We start from the raw sequence: 22,597 nt of genomic DNA, 5'->3' as shown, positions 1-22,597 counted from the left end.
CCCGCGCTCGGAAAATTCTAGGGCGCTATATTTCTGTTGAATAAAAACGACGGAAAGTTGGCACGTGTCCGTTTAAGGCCTAGCTTCGGCTTAGCAGCGCTTCGACCCGAAGTTGGAAGTAAAGATACCGACATCTCATGGGAGATCAGAAAATCATGTCCAAGAAAACTCTCTATGGGACAGCCGCCGCATCGGTTGTGCTGGCCGCCGCATCCCTGATCTATTCGCCTTCATCGGCTCAGAATGTGAAACAGTCGAATGACACTGCGGCGGTCGTTCAAGCGGCAAATTGGGCAGATCATGTCAAGATCACGGTCGATGCTGACGCAAAAACCTTCCGCTTCCAATCCAACGGCATCCCGGACCACGGCTTTGCGGAACAATACTTGATTCCAAGCAATCCAAACGATCAACCTTTTGCCGACAAGCCGCTGGAATTCTTTGACGTGCAAAACTCTGCCGATTACTTCCAAGAGACCGAGATCGACGCGACAATCACAACCCAGCCTGTCTATTCGGATACATCAACGAATACCTCGCTGGGGAGAATTGGCGTGGCCTTGAGCGGCGCACAGATTTTCAACGATTACGAGAACCCCGACCGCTCCGTCGTTGCGATTGACGATCAGGTTGTTCATGATCACGTGGCATTTCTGGACAACTGCAACGGGCACACGCTCGTGGACGGGACGAATTACCACTATCATGGCATCCCTGTTTGTATCGCCGAGGCCGCGGCGCAAGCCGGGCAACATTCGCGGATGATCGGTGTTTTGGCCGACGGCTTTCCTGTCTATGGCAACAATGATGTCGGTGGCATTGTCGTGGTGAATGACGATCTGGATGCGTGCAGCGGCCACTCCGGCCCGACACCTGAATTCCCGGAAGGGATTTACCACTACCACCTCACAGCAGATGAAGCGCCCTATATGATCGACTGCTACCATGGTGAGGTCGACGTGGCCGCGAACAATGGCCCCGGTGGCGGTGGTGCCGCACCGGATTTTGCTGCAGTTGCCGATCAACTGGGCATCACCGAGGCTGAATTGGTCGGGGCACTTGGTGACACGCGCCCGCCGGACTTTGCCGCGGCAGCTCAGGCACTTGGCGTCAGCGAAGCCGACCTGCGCGCAGCTATGCCCGCACCCGGCCAGTAAAGACCGGATCTGGTGGAAAAACTCGCCTATGCCATAATCGGGGCGTCGATGGCTGTCGTGGTCACGACGCTTTTTCCGATGTCGCGCGCCCCCATTTCACCTGACATCGGCAAGGCAACGATGGATATGGCAAGCGCGCCCGGCGCGGTGCAAGCGCACCGGCATCCTCCGCGCGACGTCTCTGCCGAACTGCCACAGCCAAGCGTCACGCATCTGGTATTTCCTGACGTCATGGGCGGGTATAATGTTCAGATCCTGCCCGTTCATTTCAAGTTCACACCCGCGGCGATCAATCACGCACCGCAAGACAACGAAGGCCATGCCCATATCTATGTGAATGGCGTGAAAATAGCGCGGGTCTATTCCAACTGGTATCATCTGTCAGGCACCTCACTGGTGCCGGGCGAGAATGAAGTCAGAGTGACATTGAACGCAAATGATCACAGCGCGTGGTCGGTAAACGGCGTTCCAATTTCATCAACCGTCAAGGTTTTCATCCCCGAGGCCACCCCATAGGTCGTCCCTCGAAAGAACGCCGAACCTCTTGTCGCGCACGCCCGATACGCCGCAAGTAAATCTCGTCGGTTCTCGGCCGCAGACGATTAGGATCAAGACCTTTTTCTTCGATAGACGGCCTCGAAATCTGCATCCCCGAACAAGCCGTCAATTATCCGATGGCCCCGATCAAACAACCAGTCACCCGCCACGATCTGGACCGGAGCAGACCGAAACACCGCAATCAGTGTTCATGCGGCGCTCCTTCCCCAAAAACGCAGTTACGCGTCCGTCAGATGCTTCTGCACCTGCGCGACAAAATCCTCTCCGCGGCGCTCGAAACTGTCGTATTGGTCAAAGCTCGCCGCCGCAGGGGCCAGCAGAACGACGTCCCCCGCCTCTGCATCCTCGACAGCGCGTGCAACCGCGACGTCCATCGTGCCACAGACCTCGGCCTCGACCCCCAGTTTCATGGCAAACTGCGCCGCCTCGCGCCCGATCACATAGGCTTTGCGCACCGTCTCCAGCGGTTCTGACAAACTGCCCAAACCGCCCTCTTTCTCAAGCCCGCCGCAGATCCAGCGGATGTTCCTGAACGCCGCCAGTGCCTTGACCGCACTGTCCACATTGGTCGCCTTGCTGTCGTTGACGAAGCGCACGCCGTCCGCCTCGCCCACGGTCTGGCTGCGGTGCGGCAGGCCGCCAAAGGAATGGAACGCCGCTTCGATGATCTTGGGCGCGAACCCCAGCGTGCGACAGGCGGCATAGGCGGCACAGGCGTTCTGGTGGTTATGCGCGCCGGGCAAGCCGGTGATGCTGCGCAGATCGATGGAGCCGATCTGCTTGCCGCCGCGATATTCCGACAAGAAGCCTTTGCGTGCGAAGACCTGCCAACCAAGACCTGTAAGCTTGCGGTCCACCGACACGCGGATCACCCGGTCGTCGGCCGCCCCTTCGCTGAGCTGTCCCGCCAGAAAACGCCCTTCGGGTTCATCCACGCCAATGACGGCACGATCCGGCCCGCCTTCAGCAAAGAGCCGCCGTTTGGCCGCGAAATAGCCGCCCATGCCCGCATGGCGATCCAGATGATCGGGGCTAAGGTTGGTGAAGACGGCGACATCCGGCGTCAGATTGCGCGCCAGATCGGTCTGGTAGCTAGACAGCTCCAGCACCACGACCTCGCCGTCAATGGCAGGCTCTATGTCCAGCACGCCGCGACCGATGTTTCCCGCCAGCTGCGTCGGGCGGCCCGCGTGCTTGAGAATGTGATGCACCAACGCCGAGGTGGTGGATTTCCCGTTCGACCCGGTGATCGCGATTATCTTGGGCACAACGTCAAAATTATCCCAGGCCAGCGTCGCGAAGCTTTGAAAGAACAGCCCGATGTCATTGTCCACCGGCACAGCTGCGTCCTGCGCGGCGACGATCACCGGGTTCGGTGCCGGATAAAGATGCGGGATGCCGGGCGATACGATCAGCCGCGCGATGTCATCAAAGACGCCGGCTTTGCCCAGATCCACACAATCGAACCCTTCGGCCTGCGCGGCGGCGCGGGCGGCGGGGTTGTCATCCCAACAAACAGGCACAGCGCCCCCGGCGGCCAGCGCACGGGCCGCAGACAGCCCCGACCGCCCGAGCCCCAGAATGGCGACCTTTGCGCCGGTCAAACCTTGAACTGGTATCATGCCTGCTCTCCTGTTAGCGATGACCCTGAAACTTTCGGAGCCCCTTATGCCCCCTCTGCCAGAGATTTTAGCCCAGCTCAACGCCGACATGCGCGCCACGGATGACTGGGGAGACGTGGCAGCCTATATCCCGCAGCTGGCCTCTGTCGATCCTGCACAATTCGGTATCGCGATCACCACCGCGGACGGCGAGGTCTTTACCGCCGGCGATGCCGATACGCCGTTTTCCGTGCAATCCATCACCAAGGTCTTCACCCTTGCCATCGCCCTTGGACGGTCAGGCGACCAGCTGTGGAAGCGCGTGGGCCGCGAGCCATCGGGGCGTGCGTTCAATTCCATCGTGCAGCTTGAGGCCGAACAGGGCCGCCCGCGCAATCCGTTCATCAACGCCGGTGCCATTGTCACCACGGACGAGGTGCTCACGGGCCGCGAACCGCGCGAGACCCTTGCCGAAATCCTGCAATTCGTGCGCGCCGCTGCCAGTGACGACGACATCCACATCAACGAAACCGTCGCGGCCTCTGAAACCGCCCATGGCCACCGCAACTTTGCCTTGGCGCATTTTCTGGCCTCCTGCGGAAACCTGAACAACCCGCCGGAGAAGACGCTCGGCACTTATTTTCACCACTGCGCCATCGACATGTCCGCGCGGCAACTGGCCATGGCCGGACGGTTCCTGATCGAAACCGACAAGCTGCCCCGCATGATCCTGCCGCCCCGCATCCGGCGCCTCAATGCGCTGATGCTCACCTGCGGGCATTATGATGGGTCGGGCGATTTTGCCTACCGCGTAGGGCTTCCGGCGAAATCCGGTGTGGGCGGCGGTATCCTTGCCATCGTCCCCGGCCGCGCCAGCATCGCCGTCTGGTCCCCTGGCCTGAACCGCTATGGCAACTCGAAGAAAGGCACCCAGGCCATGGCTCGCCTCGCGCGCGAAATGGGCTGGTCGATCTTCTGACGCCACCCGCGTCCAGCCTCCGCCGCCCTTCATTTTGCCAAATAAACTCCGGGGGACGCGGCCCCTTGGCCGCGCGGGGGCTGGCCCCCGTCCGCCATAAAAAAAGCGCGCCACATCCCTGCAGCGCGCCCTCTTGTTTCTTTCCGCTTTGATAAACGGCTCAGCGGACCTTCAGCGTCGCCAGCCCGATCATCGCGAGGATCAAAGAGATGATCCAGAAGCGGATGACGATCTGCGGCTCGGCCCAGCCTTTCTTTTCATAGTGATGGTGGATCGGTGCCATCAGGAAAACACGTTTGCCCGTGCGTTTGAAATAGAGCACCTGAATGATCACCGACAGCGCCTCGACCACAAACAGGCCGCCGACGATGGCCAGCACCAATTCGTGCTTGGTGGCAACCGCGATGGCCCCCAATGCGCCGCCAAGGGCCAGCGATCCGGTGTCGCCCATAAAGACCGCGGCGGGGGGCGCGTTATACCACAAAAAGCCCAGACCACCGCCAAAGATACCGGCGGTAAAGACCAGAATCTCGCCCGTCCCCGGCACATAGTGCACGTCCAGATATTCTGTGAAATCGACGCGGCCGACGGCATAGGCGATCACGCCAAGCGCCCCGGCGGCGATCATCACCGGCATGATCGCCAGCCCGTCCAGCCCGTCCGTCAGGTTCACCGCATTCGCCGCCCCCACGATCACGATGATCGAGAAGGGCACGAACAGATACCCAAGGTTGATCAGCGTGTTCTTGAACACGGGCAGCGCCAGTTGGTTCTGCAGCTCTGCGGGGTGGAACTGCGCCGCCCAATAGGCCGCGCTGCCCGCGATGATAAAGCCCAGCAACAGACGCATTCTGCTGGAAACACCAGCGGTCGTCTGCTTGCTGACCTTGGCGTAGTCATCGGCAAACCCGATGGCGGCAAATGCCATTGTTACCAGCAGCACCATCCAGACAAACGGGTTGTCCAGCCGCGCCCACAGCAGGGTGGAGGTCAGCAAGGCCCCCACAATCAGCAGCCCGCCCATGGTCGGCGTCCCCGCCTTGACAAAATGCCCCTCTGGACCGTCATCCCGGATCGGTTGGCCCTTGCCCTGCCGTTTGCGCAGCACGGCGATCAGCGGCTTGCCGAACAGAAAGCCAAACACCAGCGCTGTCAGGAAGGCCCCACCGGCGCGGAAGGTGATGTAGCGGAAAAGGTTAAAGAAATCGCCGCCATCTGACAGGAGGGTCAACCAATAGAGCATCGTACGCGTCCTAACTCAAAATCTTGTGGGCTTAGCCCTGTCGTTCATTCTGGACCGGATGGCCCATTTTGCGGATCGCGTCAACGATCAGCCCTAGTTTCATGGACAAGGAGCCTTTGGCGAGCACAACATCGCCACTGTCCAGATGCGACGAAAGCGCGGGCAGCAGATCGGCGGCGGTCTCGGCCCATTCCCCGCGTTGATGCGCGGGCAGCAGGTCATAAAGCGACTTCATCAGCGGGCCCACACAGTGGATCACATCCAGCTTTTTGGTGGCGTCGAGATGCGCGAGCCCTGCGTGCAGGGCGATCTCGTCCGGTCCCAGTTCTTTCATGTCGCCCAGATAGGCGATGCGCCGCCCCTTGCTGACGCGGCCGATATCATGGGTCACCTCGGCGGCGGCCAGCACCTCTAGGGCGGCGGCCATCGAGGTGGGGTTCGCGTTATAGCTGTCATCAATCAGGTTCAACGTCAGATGGGTGTCGACCACGTCGAGATGGATGACCTCTCGCACGCCGCGCCCCTTATACGGTGTCCAGCGTCCCAACGAGGCCGCAGCCAGCGCCAGATCCGCGCCCATGGCCTGTGCAGACGCCAAGGCCCCCAAGGCGTTCATCGCGAAATGCCGCCCCGGCGTTCCGATCTTGAACAGCAGTGGTGTGCCGTCGGCGTCGGCGCGCACCACGGTGGTGTCGCCCTGCACCTGCACGTCCAGCAGTTTGTACTGATAGCCATGCTCGCCAAATTCGACCTCGCGCAGGCGGCGATCCACGGCCTTGGCCATCAGGATCGCGGCGTGTTCGATGTCTGCGTTGATCACCGCCACGCCCCCCGGTTGCAGCCCGTCAAAAACGGCGGCTTTCTCGACCGCGATTTCCGCGACATTGGCAAAGGCTTCCAGATGCACGGCGGCGACGGTGGTGACCATCGCGACATCCGGCTTGGCCATCTGCGCCAGCGGAGAGATCTCTCCGGGGTGGTTCATGCCGATTTCGATCACGGCATATTCCGTATCCGCAGGCATCCGCGCCAGTGTCAGCGGCACACCCCAGTGGTTGTTATAGCTGTCGACAGAGGCATGCGCCCGCCCCTGGTCGGCAAAGATCGCAAGCAGCATTTCCTTGGTCGAGGTCTTGCCGACGCTGCCCGTCACCGCGACGACCTTGGCCTGCGTGCGGGCCCGCGCGGCGGCACCAAGCGCCTCAAGGCCCCTCAGCACATCCTCGACGATCAGCAGCGGTGCATCCTCGGCCACGCCCTCGGGCACATGGGTGACCAGCGCGGCCCCGGCCCCTTTTTCCAGCGCCATGGCGACGAAATCATGCCCGTCGCGCACGTCTTTCAGCGCGACAAACAGATCCCCCGGTGCAAGGGTACGGGTATCAATCGACACGCCATCACAGCTCCAGTCCCCGATGGCGCGGCCGCCGGTGGCGCTTTCGGCCTCTTTTGCTGTCCACAAGCTCATGCCAATCTCCCATCCAGCGCCGCGACGGCGACGCTGGCCTGTTCCACATCATCAAAGGGTAGCACATCGTCACCGATGGTCTGTCCGGTTTCATGGCCCTTGCCCGCGATCAGCAGCGCGTCGCCCGTGCCGATGGCGTCGATGCCCCGCAGGATCGCCTCGGCACGGTCGCCCACCTCGGTCGCTTCTGGCGCGCCCTCCATGACGGCGGCACGGATGGTCGCCGGATCTTCGGAGCGCGGGTTGTCATCGGTCACGAACACCAGATCCGCATGGGCCGCCGCCGCCTGCCCCATCAGCGGGCGTTTGGCACGGTCACGGTCGCCGCCTGCGCCCACGATAGCGACCAGCCGGCCCATGACATGGGGGCGCATCGCTTGCAGCGCGGTGGCGATGGCGTCGGGGGTATGGGCGTAATCCACAAACACCGCCCCGCCATTGTCCCGCGTGGCGGCAAGCTGCATACGGCCGCGCACGGTGGTCAGATGCGGCAGAGTATCGAACACATGGGCGGGGTCCGCCCCGCAGGCAATCACCAGCCCCGCCGCGAGCAACACGTTGTCCGCCTGAAACCCGCCAATGAGGTTCAGACGTTTCTGGTAGGTCTTGCCGCGATAGCTGAACCGCAGGTCCTGCCCCGTCGCATCAAAGCGCTGGCCGGTCAGATGCAGATCGCCGCCGTCGCGCCCCACGGTAATCACCTCGCAGCCACGGGCGCGTGCGATAGCGACCATATCGACCCCTTTGGGATCATCGATATTGATCACCGCCGTGCCGTCCTCGGGCAGCACCCGCGAGAACAGTCCGGCCTTGGCGTCGAAATAGGCGTCGAAGGTCTCGTGGTAGTCGAGATGGTCTTGGGTAAAATTCGTGAACCCCGCCGCCTTGAGCGTGACGCCATCCAGCCGCCGCTGGTCCAGCCCGTGGCTCGACGCCTCCATCGCGGCATGGGTGATACCGTTGGTAGAGGCCTCGGCCAGAGTGCGGTGCAGGGTGATGGGCTCGGGTGTGGTATGCGCCAGCGGTGCCGTCCATGCGCCTTCGACGCCAGTGGTGCCAAGGTTGACAGCCGCCAGCCCCATCTCGATCCAGATTTGCCGCACGAAGGTGCTGACAGAGGTTTTGCCATTGGTGCCGGTGACGGCAATCATCGTCTGCGGCTGCGCGCCGTACCATAGGGCTGCCGCGCGCGACAGCGCCTCGCGGGGGGCATCGGTGACGACAAGGGCGACCTCGGCCTGTGCCAGCGCGTCAGCGGCCAGCGTGGCCCCCTCGGCGTCGGTCAACACCGCCACCGCGCCCATGCGCAGCGCATATTGGATAAACTCGGCCCCGTGGACCTTGCTGCCGGGCATGGCGGCGAAGAGGGTGCCGGGCTGGACCTGACGGCTGTCGACGCTGATACCTGCAATGGGCGGGTTGCCCCCCCCTTTCGCGGTCAGACCAAGGGAGGATAACGGGACGGCCTGTGTGCCCATGGGGACGCTCTTTATATTAGTTGCTGCTGGAGAGCGTTATATCAGCGAGGCTGTCCGGTTCAACAGTCGGTCGCAGACCCAGCAGGGGCGCGACGCGACGGACCATTTCCGCGGCCACGGGCACGGCTGTCCAACCGGCCGTGCGGCGCGGTTTGTCGCCCGAGGTCTCGACAGGTTCGTCCAGTGTGACGATCAGCACGTATTTGGGATCATGCGCCGGGAACATGCTGGCAAAGGTCGCGATGACCGTATCCTCAAGATAGCCACCACGGGGGCCGGGTTTATCCGCCGTACCGGTCTTGCCGCCGATCTGGTAGCCGGGCACTTCGGCAAAGCTGGCCGTGCCTTCGGTCACCACCGCACGCAACATTGCGCGGGCATCCGCCGCCGCGCGTTCAGACATCACACGGGGGCCGACCACGGGGCCGGATTGCTTGCGCAACGTCGGGGTGACCTTGTGCCCGCCATTGGCGATGGCAGAATAGCCCGCCGCCAGATGCATCGGGCTGGAGGATAGGCCGTGGCCATAGGAGACGGTTACGGTGCTCAACTCTTGCCAGCGCTGCGGCAGCAAGGGCTTGCCGCCAGAGGCTTCGACGATCTCGAAGGGGGTTGGCTCAAAGAACCCGAGGTTTTTCAGGAACTCCTGCTGACGCTCCGCGCCGATCTCAAGCGCAAGCCGCCCTGTCCCGCGGTTGGAACTGTGCACGATGATCCCTGTCACCGTCTGCTTGCCGTAGTTCTTGCCGTGGAATTCGCCGATGCGGAAGCCGCCGACCTTCATCGGGCCAGAGGTGTCGATCACCGTATCCGCAGTGGCAATGCCAAGGTCGATCGCCTGTGCCGCGGTGAAAATCTTGAAGACAGAGCCAAGCTCGTAGACGCCTTGCACCGACCGGTTGAACAGCGGGCTGTCGGACGCATCGCCTGTGACGGCGGCATGGGGCCGGTCGTTGGGGTCGAAAGAGGGCAAGGATACGGCGCTGATCACCTCGCCCGTGTGGACATCCATCAGGACCGAGGTCGCCCCCTTGGCGTTCATCAGCTTCATGCCGCCATAAAGAATACGCTCGGACGCGGCCTGTACGGTCATGTCGATCGACAGTTCCAGCGGTTTGTTCCCATTGGCCGGATCGCGCAGATAATCGTCAAAGTATTTCTCTGCTCCCGCGACGCCGATCACCTCGGCGGCATGGACACCCTCGCGGCCATAGCTGGCCCCTCCCATGATATGCGCGGCAAGCGACCCGTTGGGGTAAAGGCGCATGTCACGCGGTGCAAACAGCAAGCCCGGCTCGCCGATATCATGCACGGCCTGCATCTGCTCGGGGCTGATTTTCTTCTTGATCCACAAGAACTTGCGCTTGCCGGTAAAGTCGCGCAGCAGGCGTTCCTCGTTCAGGTCGGGGAACACGGCCATCAGCTTTTTCACGGCCCCCTGCGGGTCGATCATGTGGTGCGGCTGCGCATAAAGCGCATGTGTCTCAAAGTTGGTCGCCAGCAGATTGCCGTTGCGATCCACAATATCGGCGCGGGTGGCCGAGATCACGGAACCGGGGGCCGCCGCGCGCGGCTCTGTCGGGTCGGTGGTCGCCATGACCCCCATACGCGCGCCCACGACTGTGAAGGCGCAGAAGAAGAAGACCCCCAGAACCAGCAAACGCCCCTCGGCGCGCTGCCGCGAGGCGTCGCGCATCTGCTCGTGGCGGATACGCTTGTTCTCGCGCTCGATCGCATCGGGGTTTTCGCCCTTTTGACGGGCTTCAAGAATACGGGCCAGCGGGCGCAGCGGGGTGCGGATCATTCGGGGGCCTCCATCGAGGATACGTCAACGCCGTCGGTGATCTCGAACAGCGGCAGTTCTGGCAGCGGCGGGTAGCTCACCTGATCGATAGATCCGAACTGGTCGGGATGCAGCGGCAAAAGGTTCAGCCGGTCAAAGTTGAGCTCTGCCAGATCGCGCAGACGGTCGGGGCGGTTCTGATAGGCCCATTCCGCCTTGAGCACGGCCAGACGGCTGTAGGCTTCGCGGATTTCATAGCGCAGGTCATCGGCATCACTCAGGGCTTGCTGGGTCGCGTAATTCTCGCGGTAGGCCCAGAAGGCCAGCCCGATCACCGAAAAGGTGGTTAGGATGTAAAGCACGGTTCTCATACGGTTAATCCCCTGACCATAGGCATGCCGAGTGCCTTGGCATCGATGCTGCCCGCAGGCGCATCAGTGCGAATTGCGACGCGCAGCTTGGCCGAGCGGCTGCGCGGGTTCTCTTCCAGCTCTTGCGCATCCGGCCCGATGGCCTTGCGCTTGAGGATCTTGAATTGCGGCGCTTCTGTTTCAATTTCGGGCGCAAAGCGATTGGCGTTGCCCCCTGCCCCCGCACGCGCCGTCAGGAAGCGTTTGACCATACGGTCTTCGACCGAGTGGAAGGTCACAACGGCCAGCTGGCCACCCGGTTTCAACGCACGTTCCGCCGCCATTAACCCGTTGAACAGCTCGCCATATTCATTGTTCACCGCAATGCGCAGCGCCTGAAAGCTGCGGGTCGCGGGATGCGACTGGCCGGGTTTCGAACGCGGCAAACAGCCTTCGACCAAGCCTGCAAGCGCCAGCGTTGTGGTGATCGGGGCCTCTTCGCGGGCACGTACGATCGCTTTGGCGATGCGGCGGCTGGCACGTTCTTCACCGTATTGGAACAGGATATTGGCAATCACCTCTTCCTCGGCCTCGTTGACGATATCCGCCGCCGAGGGGCCGTCCTGGCTCATCCGCATATCAAGCGGCCCGTCACGCATGAAAGAGAACCCGCGCTCTGCCAGATCAAGCTGCATGGAGGACACGCCCAGATCCAACACGATCCCATCCAGATCCTGCGCATAATCGTCCATCTTGGAAAAGACGCCGCGCTGCATGACGATCCGGTCGCCATAGTCGCCGGCCCAGGCCTGCGCCATTTCAAACGCAAGCGGGTCACGGTCCACCGCCACCACCTGCGCAGCACCCGCGTCCAGCAGGCCACGGGTATAGCCGCCCGCGCCAAAGGTGCCATCCAGCCAACGCCCCGACACAGGGGCCACCGCCGCCAGCAAGGGGCGCAGCAGAACCGGTGTGTGCGGGGCGGAGGGGGTATCGCTGGGTCCGCTCATATCGATCAAGCCTCCGGCTTGCCGTCCAGGAAGGCCATCGGATCAAAGTCTTCTGGCAGATCGTCCAGCCATTCCTCTTCGCGGGCCTTTTCCTCGGTCTCGTAGGTTTCGGGCTTCCAGATCTGGAAGGTATCACCGGCGGCGATAAAGAATGCTTCGTTTTCCAGGTCGATCTTGTTGCGCAGCTTCGCTGGCAGAACCAGGCGGCCCGTTTCATCGACCGATGTGGGAAAGGACTGACCGTGGAACAGGCGCTGCAGCATCTTGCGTTCCATTGACCCGCGCGGCAGCGCGTCGATCTTGTCGTCCACCTCTTCGATGGCCTGCATGGTATAGCATTCAAGATAGCTGCGGCGGCTGTCGCCATAGACGATCACCAGCTCGGGCGTGCCACCGTTTTGCCAATTCGGGTCACCGGCTTCCAACACACGACGAAAAGAGGCTGGGATAGACACCCGCCCCTTCGTATCGACCTTGTGTTGGCTTTCGCCTCTGAACCTGCGGCTCACGTGTTTGTCCCTGCCTGCGACGCTTGTGCGCCCTAAAATCATGCCCCCGGCGGTAGATGTAGAAACGGCGGGCTGATCTGCTGCCACTGATCAACCCGCCGCCCGTCCCGCCTTGGCGGGGAAGTCCGACTGCGCGCGCCACCTGGGGGGATGTCTGCTCGCTCGCGCGCCGGATCTCTTGGTCTGATGAAAGCGAGGTGCCTGTATGAACCTGCTAGAGTTTTATTTGGTCGTTGGGGTCGTTTGGTGCCCCGTGTCTCGTTCTCATCCGATGTACTAGGGATGCCATGGGAATTGATGGGCGTCTATAAGTTTTTTGGGAAATACACACCAAATTTGGTTTTGCACAGGGTTGTAAATCAACATGTGGGAAAAAAATATCGGCCGTTTTTAGCTTATATCGGCTAAATGTTAAATTTAGACACAACATATTGAGGTTAAAAACGCGTGCTGAAATTTCCCACAATTTCCCAACAATTTTAGACCACAGAGTTATCCACAACCTGTGTTCGCGGCTTGTTCCCCGATCGCAACACCAATTGCAACTGATTTATCGCGCAAACTGAGGATTCCGCGCCTCAGACAGCCATTTTCCGCCGAATCACCTTGCCAATCCGGCAGGGTCCGGCCGGCGATCTCCCATGTTTTCCCATGAGGTTTTCCCATGCGATCCCATACGCACGTCCACACAACGCCGATGAACGCGAAACGCCGCGCAGGGGGCTGCGCGGCGTTGAGTACAGATAGGGTCGTGAAGGAGGTTGCCCCTTAGGCCATCCCACCCTTGATCAAACCTTCGGCGATGCGGGCATAGGCCTGGGCCATCGGCCCATCCCCCGCGGCCACCGGCGTGCCACCATCGCCCGAAAGCCGGGTATCAAGATCGATGGGTAAACTGCCGAGCAAAGGCACGTCCATCTTCGCAGCTTCGGCTGCAACCCCGCCATGACCAAAGATTTCATGTTCGGACCCACAATCAGGACAGACAAACAGCGACATATTCTCGATCAATCCCAACACGGGCGTCTTCAACGTATTGAACATATCAATCGCCTTGCGCGCATCGATCAGCGCCACGTCCTGCGGCGTTGACACCACGATCGCGCCGGACAATTCGGATTTAGTACATAGTGTCAGCTGCACATCGCCCGTGCCCGGCGGCAGATCGACAAGCAAAACGTCCAGCTCGCCCCACTCTACCTGCCCCAGCATCTGCTGCAGCGCGCCCATCAACATCGGGCCACGCCAGACCACAGCCTTCCCCTCCTCCATCATAAAACCGATGGACATCAGGGTCACACCATGGGCGCGCAGCGGGGTGATCGTCTTCCCATCCGGCGAGGCGGGCCGCTTGTTCACCCCCATCATACGCGGCTGACTGGGACCATATATATCGGCATCCAGCAAACCGACCTTGCGACCTGCTCGCGCCAGCGCCACGGCGAGGTTCGAGCTCACGGTCGATTTGCCCACGCCCCCCTTGCCCGACCCAATGGCGAGAATGCGCTGCACGCCAGCCGGTTTCATCGGGCCATCCTGCGCCTTCGGGTGCCCGCCAATCTTTAGGCTTGGGGCCGATTGCTTTGGCGCGGGGCCATGAGCCGTCAGGGCGACTGTTACGCTGCCAACACCATCAACCTCGCGCACCACGGCCTCTGCCGCGTCGCGCAGCGGGGCCATCTGCGCGGCGACCTGCGCATTGGGGGCTTCTATAACAAAGCGCACCACATCGTCCTCGACCGTCAAAGCGCGGATCAGATCGTGATCAAGGATAGATTTCCCATCCGGCAGCATCACCCGGGCCAGAGCAGATTCGACGTCGGATTTAGAGAGCGGCATGACATATTCCTTTCGAGACTGCTTTTGACATGGCAGTTTCTGGCCAAATCGCAACCCTACGTTCGCATGCCGCACAGCACCAAGGCAAAACGAACATTTAGCGCCCAAAAATTACGCAAAACCCCTATGTTTTCGCTGCATGGCAGCAATGCACAATTAGAGAATTGTGCAAACGCAGCAAATAGGTCAAAAAGGTTTCAGGAACGCAGACACTGCGAGCCAAGAATAAGACCAAACTCATCCATCCTCCTCCCGGATGTGTTTGTTTTCGGCGGCGATACCCTCCTCCTCCCTGGTATCGTCGCCATTTTTTTTCATACAATTCCTCCTGACTACTTAAGCGTTTGCGCTAGGGTTATTTTGTTCCCGATCAAGACGTTACGTCACCTTTTGCCCATGCATTTTCTGCATAGCAGCATTGACGATCTGACTATTGTGCAGATGCAGCATTTTACTACATAACCAACACAAGACGAATGATAACGAACACAGACGAAACAAGACGAGGTATCCGATGGCCTACTTGAACGCTACAACCGCACCGACACTGGCAGACCGCTTTGCCGCGCTGATGTCCACACTCGAGACTCGCCGTAAGCAGCGCCGCGTATACCGCTCGACTTTCAATGAGCTGAGCTCCTTGTCCAACCGCGAGCTGAACGACTTGGGCATGGGCCGCTCGCAAATCCGCGGCATCGCGCTGGAAACAGCACGCAACGCTGCATAGATCATACTGGATCGGGCACACGCACCCTCCCTGTTGTGTGCCTGTAGAAAGCTTCGGGTCTCCTCCTCCTCCCTGAGACCGGCGGCTTTCATAAACGTCCCCTTCCCCCTTTCCTCCCGATTGGATTGGGGACGTAGATAAAGACGGCGGTGCTTTCCTCCCAAAGCACCGCCGTTCTTGCATCTAATTCTTGATATTTCGTAAAACTCATGACGCCCGTTCAGAACGGAACGTCATCCGATGCGCTCAGATAGCGCGACACGACCTTCTTGACCCCGGCCTTGTCAAAGCTGATCTCAAGCTTATCCCCTTCGATTCCAACAACTTCGCCATAGCCAAATTTCTGGTGGAACACCCGTTCTCCCATCGCAAAACTGCTGACGGCGGACATGTCGATTGTCACATTTCGGGCTTCCGAAGGCTGGCTCACGCTGCGCGCTTGGCTGCGCGTCTGCAATCTGCGCCACCCCGGAGAATTATATACATTCGCTTCAGCGGCTTTTTCATGCAGATTCGATTTGGGCATCGCTGCACCATACCCGCCACCATACAGCCCCGGCGGGGTCAGCACATCCACATGGGCTTCGGGGAGTTCGTCGATAAACCGTGACGGCATGGCGCTTTGCCACTGACCAAACACGCGGCGGTTGGCCGCAAAAGAGATCGTGCAAAGCTGCTCGGCCCGTGTGATTCCGACATAGGCAAGCCGCCGCTCTTCCTCTAGCCCCTTCAGGCCGGATTCGTCCATCGATCGCTGCGACGGAAACAGCCCATCCTCCCAGCCGGGAAGAAACACCGCCGGAAACTCAAGCCCCTTGGCCGCGTGCAACGTCATGATCGACACTTTGGCGCCACCATCGTCGCTTTCATTATCCATGATCAAGCTGACGTGTTCCAGAAAACCTTGAAGATTCTCGAACTGCTCCAACGCTTTAACCAGCTCCTTCAGGTTCTCAAGCCGCCCCGGAGCTTCCGGCGTTTTGTCGTTCTGCCAAAAACCAGTATATCCGCTTTCATCCAAAATAATCTGCGCCAATTCCACATGGCTGACCTCGGGCGGGCCATATTCCTCGTGAAACAGCGGCGCACCTTCATCGATGACGCTATCGTCATCAACCACAGTCTGTAGGCGCGGGCCCCGCGCCAGTTCGGACCAGCGCTGAATCCCGTCGATGAGCAGACGCAACTGCGCCGCCCCACGACCGCCAATCCCGCCATTCGCCAATAGGATCCGCGCCCCCTCCACCAGGTTCACACCGTTTTCGCGCGCGGTTTTCTGTATATTTTGTTGCGCTTTATCGCCTAAACCACGCTTGGGCGTGTTCACGATTCTCTCAAAAGCAAGATCGTCATCAAGCGAGGTAACCACCCTGAAATAGGCCATGGCGTCGCGAATTTCTAACCGTTCATAGAAACGCGGTCCACCGATCACGCGGTACGGTAGGCCAATGGTCAGGAATCGATCCTCGAACGCGCGCATCTGGTGTGATGCCCGTACAAGAATCGCCATATCGTCCAATGTGTATGGATCAAGCTCGCGTGTGCCGCGCTGCAACGCTTCAATTTCGTCGCCGATCCAGCGCGCCTCTTCCTCGCCATCCCAATGGCCGATGAGACGCAGCTTTTCACCCTCACGGGATTCCGTCCACAAAGTCTTGCCCAAACGCCCCTCGTTTCCTGCGATCACGCCCGAAGCGGCCGCCAGGATGTGCGGTGTTGACCGGTAATTCTGTTCCAAGCGCACCACATGGGCGCCGGGAAAATCTTTTTCGAACCGCAGGATATTGCCAACCTCGGCCCCTCGCCATCCGTAGATCGACTGGTCGTCATCCCCGACACAGCAGATATTCTTGTGGCCAGAAGCCAGCAGACGGAGCCACAAATACTGCGCCACGTTGGTATCCTGATACTCATCCACCAGAATATATTTGAACCACCGCTGATATTGCCCCAACACGTCTTCGTGCTGCTGGAAGATGGTGACCATATGCAGCAGCAAATCACCGAAGTCGCAGGCGTTCAGATCTTTAAGCCGCGCTTGATACTGCGCATAGAGCTCCGCCCCGCGGTGGTTATAGGCCCCCGCATCGGCCGTAGGAATTTTGTCGGGCGTCAATGCGCGGTTTTTCCAGCCATCAATAACGCCTGACAGCAAACGCGCGGGCCAACGTTTGTCATCAATCCCTTCGGCTTTGATCAATTGCTTGAGCAGGCGCAGCTGGTCATCCGTGTCCAGAATGGTGAAGTTCGACTTTAGCCCGACCAATTCAGCATGGCGGCGCAACAGCTTGACGCAAATCGCATGAAACGTACCCAGCCAAGGCATCCCTTCAATGTTCTGCCCCAGCATATGCCCCACACGGTTTTTCATCTCGCGCGCGGCCTTATTGGTGAAGGTTACCGCGAGAATCTCGTTCGGGCGGGCGCGCCCGGTGTTCATCAGATGCACGATCCGCGCCGTCAAAGCCTTGGTCTTGCCCGTGCCTGCCCCCGCGAGCATCAAGACAGGGCCATCCATCTGCTCCACCGCGGCACGCTGGGCCGGATTCAGCCCATCAAGATAGGGTTGCGGACGCGCAGCCATAGCGCGCGATGATAGGGAAGCGCCCTCAAAGGCGGCCATTTCGTCGAAATCACTCATGCGGCCAATCTATCCTGCGCACGCACCAAATAAAAGACACGTTCGCAAAATGTTCCCGCCGCATTTTCTATAAAGCGGCGGCGGTTTGCTAGCCGTCTAGCGTCAAAGCCGCAGGAATTATTGCTATCTGTTCCTCCTTATTACTCATGTCATTGCATAGGTACGATCGCGCCCTCGACTCGGCGTAGCACCCCATCTCTTTCCAAATGGTTAAAAATCCCCCGCGGAGCGCAAAAAAACTTCTACTTGCACACCGTGTCAAACAGACGCAACAATGCCGCAGCGCAGCGTTAGCGCGTGCTCTAGACGCTTGAAAAGTAAGATTTCTCGCCAGCAGGAAGGCCTAGCTATGACCGACTTTAAGAAAATTCTAATCGCAAACCGCGGCGAGATCGCCATTCGAATTATGCGCGCGGCCAACGAGATGGGAAAAAAGACGGTCGCCGTTTTCGCAGAGGAAGATAAGCTGGGCCTACACCGTTTCAAGGCCGATGAAGCCTATCGGATCGGGGCCGGTTTGGGGCCTGTCGCCGCCTATTTGAGCATCGATGAAATCATCCGCGTGGCCAAAGCCTCGGGCGCGGATGCGATCCACCCGGGCTATGGGCTACTGTCAGAAAATCCCGATTTTGTAGATGCTTGCGCGCAGAACGGCATTACTTTTATCGGGCCGCGTGCGGAAACAATGCGCGCCTTGGGCGACAAGGCCAGCGCGCGACGCGTAGCGATGGAGGCCGGCGTGCCGGTCGTCCCCGCGACAGACGTTCTAGGCGATGATATGGAGGTCGTCCGTAAGCAGGCCGCAGAGGTTGGCTACCCGCTGATGCTCAAGGCCTCCTGGGGCGGCGGGGGTCGTGGCATGCGCCCCATCGCGAATGAAGAAGAACTTAAAGAAAAAGTGATGGAAGGCCGGCGCGAGGCAGAAGCGGCCTTTGGCAATGGCGAAGGCTATCTGGAAAAGATGATCCTGAAGGCGCGCCATGTCGAGGTGCAGATTTTGGGCGACAGCCACGGCGAAATCTACCATCTATTTGAAAGAGATTGTTCCGTTCAGCGTCGCAACCAAAAGGTCGTCGAACGCGCGCCTGCCCCCTATCTTACTGAAGAACAACGCGCCGAGATTTGCGAATTGGGCCGCAAGATCTGTGCACATGTTAACTATGAATGTGCCGGTACAGTCGAATTCCTGATGGATATGGACGACGGCAAGTTTTATTTTATCGAGGTAAATCCAAGGGTTCAGGTCGAACACACGGTCACCGAAGAGGTCACCGGCATCGATATCGTCCAGGCGCAAATCTTAATTGCCGAAGGCAAGACCATCGCCGAGGCGACGGGCAAGGCCACGCAGGCAGATGTGCAGCTGAACGGCCATGCGTTGCAGACTCGGATCACTACCGAAGATCCCCAAAACAACTTCATTCCTGATTATGGCCGCATCACCGCCTTTCGTGAGGCCACCGGCATGGGGATCCGCTTGGACGGCGGTACCGCCTATTCGGGCGGGGTGATCACGCGCTATTATGACAGCCTTTTGGTCAAGGTGACGGCGAAAGCGCAAACGCCCGAGCAAGCGATCGCCCGCATGGACCGCGCCCTGCGCGAGTTCCGCATCCGGGGCGTTTCGACAAACATCGCCTTTGTCGAAAATCTGCTGAAACACCCGACTTTCCTCGACAATAGCTACCACACCAAGTTTATCGACCAGACGCCCGAACTTTTCACCTTTGAAAAGCGCCGCGACCGGGCGACCAAAGTATTAACATACATCGCTGATATTACTGTGAACGGGCACCCTGAAACCAAAGGGTTCGAACGCCCTGCGGCGGCCGCCCGCGCGCCGCAGCCGCCCGCCGCCCGAGCCGAGCCGATGATGGGCACTCGGAACTTGCTTGAACAAAAAGGGCCGCAGGCTGTTGCCGATTGGATGGGGCAACAGCGGCAGCTGTTGATCACCGACACCACCATGCGTGACGGCCATCAGTCATTGCTTGCGACGCGGATGCGCAGCCATGACATGATCAAGGTTGCCCCGGCCTATGCTGCTAATCTTCCACAGCTTTTCTCGATGGAGTGCTGGGGCGGTGCGACTTTTGATGTGGCCTACCGGTTCTTGCAAGAATGTCCGTGGCAGCGCCTGCGCGACCTACGCGCTGCCCTGCCAAACGTGATGACGCAAATGCTGCTGCGCGGGTCGAATGGCGTGGGCTATACCAATTATCCGGACAATGTGGTGCAAGAATTCGTCCGCGTGGCCGCGACCGAGGGTGTCGATGTTTTCCGCGTGTTTGATAGCCTGAACTGGGTTGAAAACATGCGTGTCGCGATGGATGCGGTGATTGATAACGGCAAGATTTGCGAAGGTACCGTTTGCTATACCGGCGACATTTTTGATCCGGACCGATCGAAGTACGACCTGAAATACTATGTTGCTATGGGCAAGGAGCTGAAAGCGGCCGGTGCCCATGTTCTGGGTCTGAAAGACATGGCCGGCGTGCTCAAGCCGAATGCGGCCAAAGTATTGATCAAAGCGCTGAAATCCGAAGTCGGCCTGCCGATCCATTTCCACACGCATGACACCGCAGGCACGGCGACCGCGACGATCATGGCAGCCTCCGAGGCAGGCGTGGACGCGGTAGATTGCGCCATGGACGCGCTATCGGGCAACACGTCTCAGGCGACGCTCGGGTCTGTGGTCGAAGCGCTGAAACACACGGATCGCGACACGGGCCTGTCGATGGACGCGGTGCGCGAAATTTCTAACTACTGGGAAGAAGTGCGTGGCGAATATGCCGCGTTCGAGACCGGCATGCAGGCCCCTTCCTCCGAAGTCTATCTGCACGAGATGCCCGGCGGGCAGTTCACCAACCTCAAGGCGCAGGCCGCGTCGATGGGGCTGGATGATCGTTGGCCCGAGGTCGCCAAGACCTATGCCGAGGTGAACCAGATGTTTGGTGATATCGTCAAGGTGACGCCGTCGTCCAAAGTGGTCGGCGACATGGCTCTGATGATGGTATCCCAAGGGTTAACCCGCGCGCAGGTCGAAGACCCGAAGGCAGAAATGTCCTTTCCTGACAGCGTGATCGACATGATGCGCGGCAATCTAGGCCAGCCTCCGGGCGGGTTCCCTGACGCGATTGTCGACAAAATCCTGAAAGGCGAAAAACCGAACACGGAACGCCCCGGTGCCCATCTGCCCCCTGCCGATCTTGAAGCGACACGCAAGGAACTGCGCGACCTTCTGGAAGGGGCTCAGGTTGAAGACGATGACCTGTCGGGGTACCTCATGTACCCCAAGGTTTTCCTGGATTACATGGGTCGTCACCGGACCTATGGCCCTGTCCGTGTATTGCCGACCCGCACCTTTTTCTACGGGATGGAACCGGGCGAAGAGATCACCGCGGAAATCGACCCGGGCAAGACGCTGGAAATTCGTCTGCAAGCCTTGAGCGAGACCAATGAAGACGGCGACGTTAAGGTCTTTTTTGAACTGAATGGCCAGCCGCGCGTGGTGCGCGTGCCCAACCGGATGGTCAAAGCGACGACCGCACAACGTCCCAAGGCCGAGATCGGCAACGTCAATCACATCGGAGCGCCGATGCCGGGGGTTGTTGCCTCGGTCGGGGCGACGGTGGGTCAAAAGGTCAAATCCGGCGACCTGCTTCTGACCATCGAGGCGATGAAAATGGAAACCGGTATCCACGCGGACCGCGATGCTGTGGTCAAAGCGGTTCATGTCACGCCGGGTGGCCAGATCGACGCCAAGGATCTGCTGGTCGAGCTGGAGTGATCCCATGCGCCTTTCTGCCCTGACCCTGATCGTCCCCAGCTACGACGAAGGAATATCCTTTTACTGTGGTACGATGGGGTTCGAGCTGACACAGGACGAGGACCAGGGGCATAAACGCTGGGTGCGCGTCACCCCTTCGGGTGGCGGCACCGGCTTTATCCTCGCCGAACCGGGCGACGATGTTCAGCGTGCCGCGATTGGGAACCAAGGTGCGGGGCGTGTCTGGTTGTTTCTAGAGACCGAGGATTTTGCCCGCGACCATGCCCGACTTTTGGCTGGGGGCGTGACATTCGAAGAAGCCCCTCGCCATGAACCCTATGGCACTGTCGCGGTGTTCCGCGACGTTTTCGGCCATCGCTGGGATCTGATTGAACCGCGTACGACCCCCTAGAAAAAACATCGGCCCTGACACTTGGGGTCGGATGCATTCTGCCGCATTGATTAGGCCCGTTCTGCTGCTACGTTCAGGGCTTGGCACGACAGATGGACACCCCCCATGCCCTATGAATGGAAAACACGACCCGACGCCTCGACGCAGGTTCTTTGCCTGCGGCCGCACCAATCCCTGCCGGCAAAGGGATTCGCCAGTTTTATCCTTATCACGTTCGTCCTAATTCTGATCCCCGTTCTGCCACTGTTGGGGACTGTTTTGCTGTGGGGGCTTCTTCCTTTCATGCTGGCCGCCGTCGCGGCGATGTATTGGGCGCTACAGCGCAACCATAAGGCCAGACAGATTGAAGAAGTGTTTACGCTCGACCACAATACAGCACATTTATCCCATCTCACCGCGCGCGGAGAGGTCAAGGAATGGCAGTGCAACCGGCATTGGGCCGTCGTGACGAAATATGAAAAAGACGGCCCCGTACCCCATTACGTGACGCTGCGCGGCATGGGCCGCGAGGTCGAAATCGGGACCTTCCTGAGCGAAGAAGAACGGATCGCGCTTTATGACGAGCTGAACCGTTCGCTGATGCGCTGAGCCTTAGCTCAGCCGCTCTTTCACTTTGGGGCCAACCGCGCCAAAATCCATTTGCCCCGTGTACTTACCTTTAAGCAGCCCGATCACCTTGCCCATGTCACGGATCGATGTCGCACCCACTTCGGCAATGGCGGCATCGACGGCCTTGGCGGTTTCTTCTTCGGTCAGCTGACGGGGCAGAAACTCTTCGATCACGGCGATCTCTTCACGCTCGCGATCCGCAAGATCAAGCCGCCCGCCCTCTTCATAGGCGCGTACGGACTCCATACGTTGTTTCGCCATTTTACCTAAAATCGCGAGCACTTCGGCATCGCCAACACCCGTGTCGCCCTCATCAGCGCGCGCCGCGATGTCTTTATCCTTGATCGCCGCATTGATCAGCCGCAGGGTCGACAGCCGGTCCGCCGCCTTGTCTTTCATTGCCTGTTTCAGTGCATCCGAGATGCGAGTGCGCAGTACCATTACCATCGTCCTTTTGACCCTAG

At 59.9% G+C, this 22,597-nt stretch carries 18 protein-coding genes; 7 read left to right on the top strand and 11 right to left on the bottom strand.

Annotated elements, in window-relative coordinates; all coding sequences use genetic code 11:
- Positions 1 to 155 precede the first annotated feature (155 nt).
- The gene (locus IV89_RS07040) at positions 156 to 1,157 is read left to right on the top strand and encodes a YHYH protein (RefSeq protein WP_240558218.1); all 1,002 of its coding nucleotides are present in this window, start codon (positions 156 to 158) and stop codon (positions 1,155 to 1,157) included.
- A 12-nt stretch (positions 1,158 to 1,169) separates the two neighbouring features.
- Positions 1,170 to 1,673 (top strand): hypothetical protein, encoded by a 504-nt coding sequence (locus IV89_RS07035; protein ID WP_051843965.1) that lies wholly within the window; start codon positions 1,170 to 1,172, stop codon positions 1,671 to 1,673.
- A 260-nt stretch (positions 1,674 to 1,933) separates the two neighbouring features.
- Here the strand turns inward: IV89_RS07035 and murD are convergent, their stop codons facing one another.
- Positions 1,934 to 3,337, bottom strand: coding sequence for a UDP-N-acetylmuramoyl-L-alanine--D-glutamate ligase (gene murD, locus IV89_RS07030; RefSeq protein WP_037944527.1), 1,404 nt, complete (start codon positions 3,335 to 3,337; stop codon positions 1,934 to 1,936).
- Between the two features lie 46 nt (positions 3,338 to 3,383).
- On the opposite strand from murD, the gene IV89_RS07025 reads away from it, so the two are divergent.
- Positions 3,384 to 4,295: a glutaminase gene (locus tag IV89_RS07025; protein ID WP_235183792.1), complete on the top strand. Its 912-nt coding sequence runs from the start codon at positions 3,384 to 3,386 to the stop codon at positions 4,293 to 4,295.
- A gap of 160 nt (positions 4,296 to 4,455) precedes the next feature.
- On the opposite strand, the gene mraY is transcribed toward IV89_RS07025, so the two are convergent.
- The 8 genes from mraY to IV89_RS06985 all read right to left on the bottom strand — a co-directional run bounded on the left by mraY (position 4,456) and on the right by IV89_RS06985 (position 13,975).
- Entirely contained in the window at positions 4,456 to 5,538 is a 1,083-nt protein-coding gene (gene mraY / locus IV89_RS07020; RefSeq protein WP_005854153.1) for a phospho-N-acetylmuramoyl-pentapeptide-transferase, read from the bottom strand.
- Between the two features lie 31 nt (positions 5,539 to 5,569).
- Positions 5,570 to 7,006: a UDP-N-acetylmuramoyl-tripeptide--D-alanyl-D-alanine ligase gene (gene murF, locus IV89_RS07015; protein WP_037944528.1), complete on the bottom strand. Its 1,437-nt coding sequence runs from the start codon at positions 7,004 to 7,006 to the stop codon at positions 5,570 to 5,572.
- Entirely contained in the window at positions 7,003 to 8,484 is a 1,482-nt protein-coding gene (locus IV89_RS07010) for a UDP-N-acetylmuramoyl-L-alanyl-D-glutamate--2,6-diaminopimelate ligase (RefSeq protein WP_037944529.1), read from the bottom strand. Before IV89_RS07010 ends, murF begins: the two co-directional genes overlap by 4 nt.
- A gap of 16 nt (positions 8,485 to 8,500) precedes the next feature.
- Positions 8,501 to 10,288 carry a penicillin-binding protein 2 gene (locus IV89_RS07005; protein ID WP_005854159.1) on the bottom strand — a complete coding sequence of 596 codons (1,788 nt, stop codon included), beginning with the start codon at positions 10,286 to 10,288 and terminating at the stop codon, positions 8,501 to 8,503.
- Positions 10,285 to 10,638, bottom strand: coding sequence for a hypothetical protein (locus IV89_RS07000; protein ID WP_005854161.1), 354 nt, complete (start codon positions 10,636 to 10,638; stop codon positions 10,285 to 10,287). The genes IV89_RS07005 and IV89_RS07000 overlap by 4 nt, the downstream gene beginning before the upstream one ends.
- Positions 10,635 to 11,627: a 16S rRNA (cytosine(1402)-N(4))-methyltransferase RsmH gene (rsmH, locus tag IV89_RS06995; protein ID WP_037945057.1), complete on the bottom strand. Its 993-nt coding sequence runs from the start codon at positions 11,625 to 11,627 to the stop codon at positions 10,635 to 10,637. The genes IV89_RS07000 and rsmH overlap by 4 nt, the downstream gene beginning before the upstream one ends.
- A gap of 5 nt (positions 11,628 to 11,632) precedes the next feature.
- Positions 11,633 to 12,136 (bottom strand): division/cell wall cluster transcriptional repressor MraZ, encoded by a 504-nt coding sequence (gene mraZ, locus IV89_RS06990; protein ID WP_081781250.1) that lies wholly within the window; start codon positions 12,134 to 12,136, stop codon positions 11,633 to 11,635.
- A 768-nt stretch (positions 12,137 to 12,904) separates the two neighbouring features.
- On the bottom strand, positions 12,905 to 13,975 hold the full coding sequence (locus tag IV89_RS06985; protein WP_037944530.1) for an Mrp/NBP35 family ATP-binding protein: 1,071 nt from the start codon (positions 13,973 to 13,975) through the stop codon (positions 12,905 to 12,907).
- 514 nt (positions 13,976 to 14,489) lie between these two features.
- On the opposite strand from IV89_RS06985, the gene IV89_RS06980 reads away from it, so the two are divergent.
- On the top strand, positions 14,490 to 14,702 hold the full coding sequence (locus IV89_RS06980; protein ID WP_005854169.1) for a DUF1127 domain-containing protein: 213 nt from the start codon (positions 14,490 to 14,492) through the stop codon (positions 14,700 to 14,702).
- 220 nt (positions 14,703 to 14,922) lie between these two features.
- On the opposite strand, the gene IV89_RS06975 is transcribed toward IV89_RS06980, so the two are convergent.
- A complete protein-coding gene (locus IV89_RS06975; RefSeq protein WP_037944532.1) occupies positions 14,923 to 17,343 on the bottom strand; it encodes a UvrD-helicase domain-containing protein in 2,421 nt (806 codons plus the stop codon).
- Positions 17,344 to 17,692: 349 nt separating this feature from the next.
- On the opposite strand from IV89_RS06975, the gene IV89_RS06970 reads away from it, so the two are divergent.
- From IV89_RS06970 to IV89_RS06960, 3 genes are all read left to right on the top strand, one after another.
- Positions 17,693 to 21,133: a pyruvate carboxylase gene (locus IV89_RS06970; protein ID WP_037944533.1), complete on the top strand. Its 3,441-nt coding sequence runs from the start codon at positions 17,693 to 17,695 to the stop codon at positions 21,131 to 21,133.
- Positions 21,134 to 21,137: 4 nt separating this feature from the next.
- Complete coding sequence (locus IV89_RS06965; protein WP_037944534.1) at positions 21,138 to 21,524, top strand: VOC family protein; 387 nt, start codon at positions 21,138 to 21,140, stop codon at positions 21,522 to 21,524.
- A gap of 105 nt (positions 21,525 to 21,629) precedes the next feature.
- Positions 21,630 to 22,112, top strand: coding sequence for a DUF2244 domain-containing protein (locus IV89_RS06960; protein ID WP_037944535.1), 483 nt, complete (start codon positions 21,630 to 21,632; stop codon positions 22,110 to 22,112).
- A 3-nt stretch (positions 22,113 to 22,115) separates the two neighbouring features.
- Here IV89_RS06960 and IV89_RS06955 read toward each other — a convergent pair whose 3' ends face one another.
- Positions 22,116 to 22,574: a GatB/YqeY domain-containing protein gene (locus IV89_RS06955; RefSeq protein ID WP_005854179.1), complete on the bottom strand. Its 459-nt coding sequence runs from the start codon at positions 22,572 to 22,574 to the stop codon at positions 22,116 to 22,118.
- Positions 22,575 to 22,597 lie beyond the last annotated feature (23 nt).

The organism is Sulfitobacter sp. CB2047, from assembly GCF_000735125.2.
Taxonomy (GTDB): Bacteria; Pseudomonadota; Alphaproteobacteria; order Rhodobacterales; family Rhodobacteraceae; genus Sulfitobacter; species Sulfitobacter pontiacus.
This window is presented reverse-complemented; position numbering and strand designations above follow the sequence as displayed.